The organism is Stenotrophomonas sp. 2YAF22 (genome assembly GCF_052114665.1).
Lineage (GTDB): Bacteria > Pseudomonadota > Gammaproteobacteria > Xanthomonadales > Xanthomonadaceae > Stenotrophomonas > Stenotrophomonas indicatrix.
This window is the reverse complement of sequence record NZ_JBFRFE010000431.1, coordinates 1-3730: the sequence shown is the minus strand read 5'-3', so window position 1 is coordinate 3730 and position 3730 is coordinate 1. Positions and strand designations below refer to the sequence as shown.

The following is a 3730-nucleotide window of genomic DNA, read 5'->3' as shown; positions in this document are numbered from 1 at the left end:
CCCATGGATGGGTTTACGGCGTCCCCGCAAACTCACAGTGCCCCGCCATCCCACGGAATGCCGCTTCGCTTTGGATTTGGCTGTTGCTGTTGCTTCGGCAGGTGCAGGGCGCAGCCCTGCCAACAAAAAACCCCGCTTGCGCGGGGTTCTCTGTGTACTGCGTGCAGCAGATGCTTACGGACGGCGCGCCAGGGCCTCGACGTCCTTGGCCTTGGGCAGCAGGTCCTGCTTGGTCACGCGCAGGGCACCCACGGTCAGCATCGGCACTGCCACCAGGATCGAGGACAGCACCACGATCACCGCACCGATCATGTGCGTCTCGGCCAGGCCTTCCATCGAGCTGCCGCCGTACAGGTACAGGGCGAGTGCGGACAGGAAGAACATCACCGCGGTGATCACCGTACGCGACAGCGTCTGGTTGATCGAACGGTTCAGCACTTCCATCGGCTCCACGCGCAGGCTGCGGAAGTTCTCGCGGACGCGGTCGAACACCACGATGATGTCGTTGATCGCAAAGCCCATCACCGACAGCAGGCCGGCCAGCACGGTCAGGTCGAACTCACGGCCCAGCAGCGACACGTAGGCCACCGTCACGATCAGGTCGAACATCGCCACGATGCTCGCGGTGACCGCGAACTTCCATTCGAAACGCACCGCGATGTAGATCAGGAAGCCGGCCAGCATGAAGATGGTGGCGTACAGGCCATTCATCGCCAGGTCCTTGCCGATCTGCGGGCCAACGAACTCGTTGCGCAGCACGGTGGCCTGGTTGTCAGCCGAAGAGACCGCCTTGACCACGGCCGCGGCAGTCGCCTTGTCCTCGGCCGAAGCGCCGCCGGTACCCGGAGCGTGCTCACCGTGCGGGGCCAGGCGGATCAGCAGGTCGGTGTTGCCACCGACGCTCTGTACCTGAGCGCCGTCGAAGCCGTTCTGCTCAAGCTTGCTGCGGACGTCCTCGACATCCACCGCGTGTTCGAAGCGGGCTTCGATCAGGGTGCCGCCGGTGAAGTCCAGAGCGTAGTTGAAGCCCTTGAAGCCGATGATGCCGATCGAGGCCAGGAACACGATGATCGTGACGACCATCGCGACATGGCGCCAGCGCATGAAGTCGATCTTGGTATCGTTCGGGAGGATGTGCAGCGGAAACAGTTTCATGTGCGTGTCGTCCCGTCAGATGGCCACGTTCTGGAGCTTCTTGCGACGGCCGTAGATCAGCGTCGCCAGTGCACGCGATACGGTGATCGCGGTGAACATGGAAGCGAAAATACCGATGATCATGGTCAGCGCGAAGCCCTTCAGCGGACCGGTACCGAATGCGAACAGCGCCACACCGACGATCAGGCCGGTCAGGTTGGCGTCGAGGATGGTGCCCGAAGCGCGCTCGTAACCGGTCACGATCGCGGTCTTGCCCGGCACGCCGGCACGCAGCTCTTCACGGATACGCTCGTTGATCAGCACGTTGGCGTCGACCGACAGACCGACCGACAACGCCAGGCCGGCAAAGCCCGGCAGGGTCATGGTCGCGCCGAACAGCGACATCACCGCCACCACGATCAGCAGGTTGAACAGCATCGCGATCGAGGTGATCAGACCGAACATGCGGTAGTAGATGGTGAAGAACACCAGGGTGAACATGAACGCGTAGACCACCGCGGTGATGCCGTTCTTGACGTTCTCCGCACCCAGGCTCGGGCCGACCACGCGCTCTTCAACGAAGTCCATCGGTGCAGCCAGCGAGCCCGACTTCAGCAGCTTGGCCAGGTCCTCGGCTTCCTTCTTCTGCAGACCGGTGGTCTGGAAGTTCTTGCCGAATACGCCGTTGATGTTGGCCACCGAGATCACTTCCTCGTTGACCTTGAAGCCACGCACTTCCTGGCCGTCGACGACGGTCACGGTCGGCACGCGCTCGGTGTAGACCACTGCCATCGGCTTGTTAACGTTGGCGCTGGTGAAGTCGAACATGCGCTGGCCACCGACGTTGTTCAGCGTCACGCTGACTGCCGGGGTACCGCTGGTGGAGTCGGTCACCGCCTGCGCTGCCACCATCTGGTCACCGGTAACGATCACGCGCTTGTTCAGCAGCACCGGACCGCCGTTGTCACGGCGCTGGTAGACCTTCGCTTCCGGCGGAATGCGACCAGACGCGATGGCGTCCTGCGCGTTGCCTTCCACCACGGCCCGGTATTCCAGGGTGGCGGTGGCGCCGATCATGCGCTTGGCTTCGGCCGTGTCCTGCACGCCCGGCAGCTGCACGACCACGCGATCAGCACCCTGGCGCTGGATGATCGGCTCGGACACGCCGAGCTGGTTCACGCGGTTGCGCAGGGTGTTGATGTTCTGCTCGATGGCGCCGTTGGCGATCTGCGCAATCTCGGCTTCCGGAATGGACACCGTGATGCGGTTGCCGCTGACGTCGTAGCCGAGGGTCGGCTGCGCCTTGGCCAGCGCGGCGCGGGCACGGGTACCGGCATCTTCGCCAGCCGACGGGCTCAGGTTGGCGACGATGGTGTTGTCGGCACGACGCTCGACCGACTGGTAGGCGATGCGCGCATCACGCAGGGTGCTGCGCACGTCTTCGGTGTAGGCATCCAGGCGCTTGTCCAGCGCGGCTTTCTGGTCGACCTGCAGCACGAAGTGCACGCCGCCCTGCAGGTCCAGGCCCAGCACCATCGGGCGACCGCCGATCTTGGCCAGCCAGTCCGGCACGGTCGAGGCCAGGTTCAGGGCCACCGTGTAGTTCTCGCCCACGCTGTCACGCAGCGCATCGCTGGCGGCAGACTGCGACTTCAGGTCCGACAGGCGGACGATCAGRCTGTCTCCTTCCTTCTCTGCGCCGAGCGTGGTGACACCGGCCTTCTTCAGGTCGGCCAGCACACGGTCGCGCAGCGCATCGTCGACCTGGCCGCCACGGTTGGCGGTGATCTGGATGGCCGGGTCCTTCTGGTAGATATTGGGCAGTGCGTACAGCGCGCTGAGCGCCAGTACGATCACGATGACGACGTACTTCCAGCGTGGAAATTCGAGCATTGCTTGGGTCCCGCGCGGCGCCATCCCCGGCGCCGCGGTTGTGCTTCAGAAAGGGAGTGGCTTACTTGGCCGAATCCAGGGTGCCGGTCGGCAGCACGCTGCCGACAGCGCCCTTCTGCACGCGGATGCGCACGTTCTCGGCCACTTCGACGGTCACGAAGTTGTCGCCGATATCGGTGACCTTGCCGGCGATGCCGCCGTTGGTCAGCACTTCGTCGCCGCGCTTGATCTTCTCCAGCATGGACTTGTGCTCCTTCTGCCGCTTCATCTGCGGGCGGATCATCAGGAAGTACATGATGGCGATCAGGATGATCGGGAACAGCAGCGTGGTCAGGCCCATGCCCTGCGGTTGGCCGCCAGCGGCCTGGGCGTGGGCGGCGGGAATCAGGAAGGCAAGCAGGTTCATCGTTGGTCCTTTGGTTGGGCGGCGCTTCGGCCGTTTCACGGGCACGAGGTGTCGACCGCGGATCTGGGTCAGCCTTGAAGTATGCCACGGCCCCGGGCATTCGTCCTTGGGCCGTTTGGCAGGGGGTGCTGCGGGTTTACAGGGGCGGCGCTACCGCCCCGCGTGCTGCGTAGAAGGACTCGCGGAAGGCCAGGAAGGTTCCCGCCTCAATGGCCGCGCGGATGTCGGCCATCAGTTTTTCGTAATAGAAGAGGTTGGCCGACATCCGCGCGGCCATTGAGGCGGGAACCTTCCTGG

General features: G+C 64.2%; 3 protein-coding genes and 1 pseudogene. All 4 read right to left on the bottom strand.

Features of this window, described 5'->3' with window-relative positions:
- Positions 1 to 174 precede the first annotated feature (174 nt).
- Positions 175 to 1155 carry a protein translocase subunit SecF gene (gene secF / locus AB4Y84_RS15865; RefSeq protein ID WP_025875120.1) on the bottom strand — a complete coding sequence of 327 codons (981 nt, stop codon included), beginning with the start codon at positions 1153 to 1155 and terminating at the stop codon, positions 175 to 177.
- A gap of 15 nt (positions 1156 to 1170) precedes the next feature.
- Complete coding sequence (secD, locus tag AB4Y84_RS15860; protein ID WP_442244922.1) at positions 1171 to 3027, bottom strand: protein translocase subunit SecD; 1857 nt, start codon at positions 3025 to 3027, stop codon at positions 1171 to 1173.
- Positions 3028 to 3088: 61 nt separating this feature from the next.
- Positions 3089 to 3433 (bottom strand): preprotein translocase subunit YajC, encoded by a 345-nt coding sequence (gene yajC / locus AB4Y84_RS15855; RefSeq protein ID WP_089240484.1) that lies wholly within the window; start codon positions 3431 to 3433, stop codon positions 3089 to 3091.
- Positions 3434 to 3569: 136 nt separating this feature from the next.
- A pseudogene (locus tag AB4Y84_RS15850) lies at positions 3570 to 3730 on the bottom strand (hypothetical protein); the annotation flags it as partial.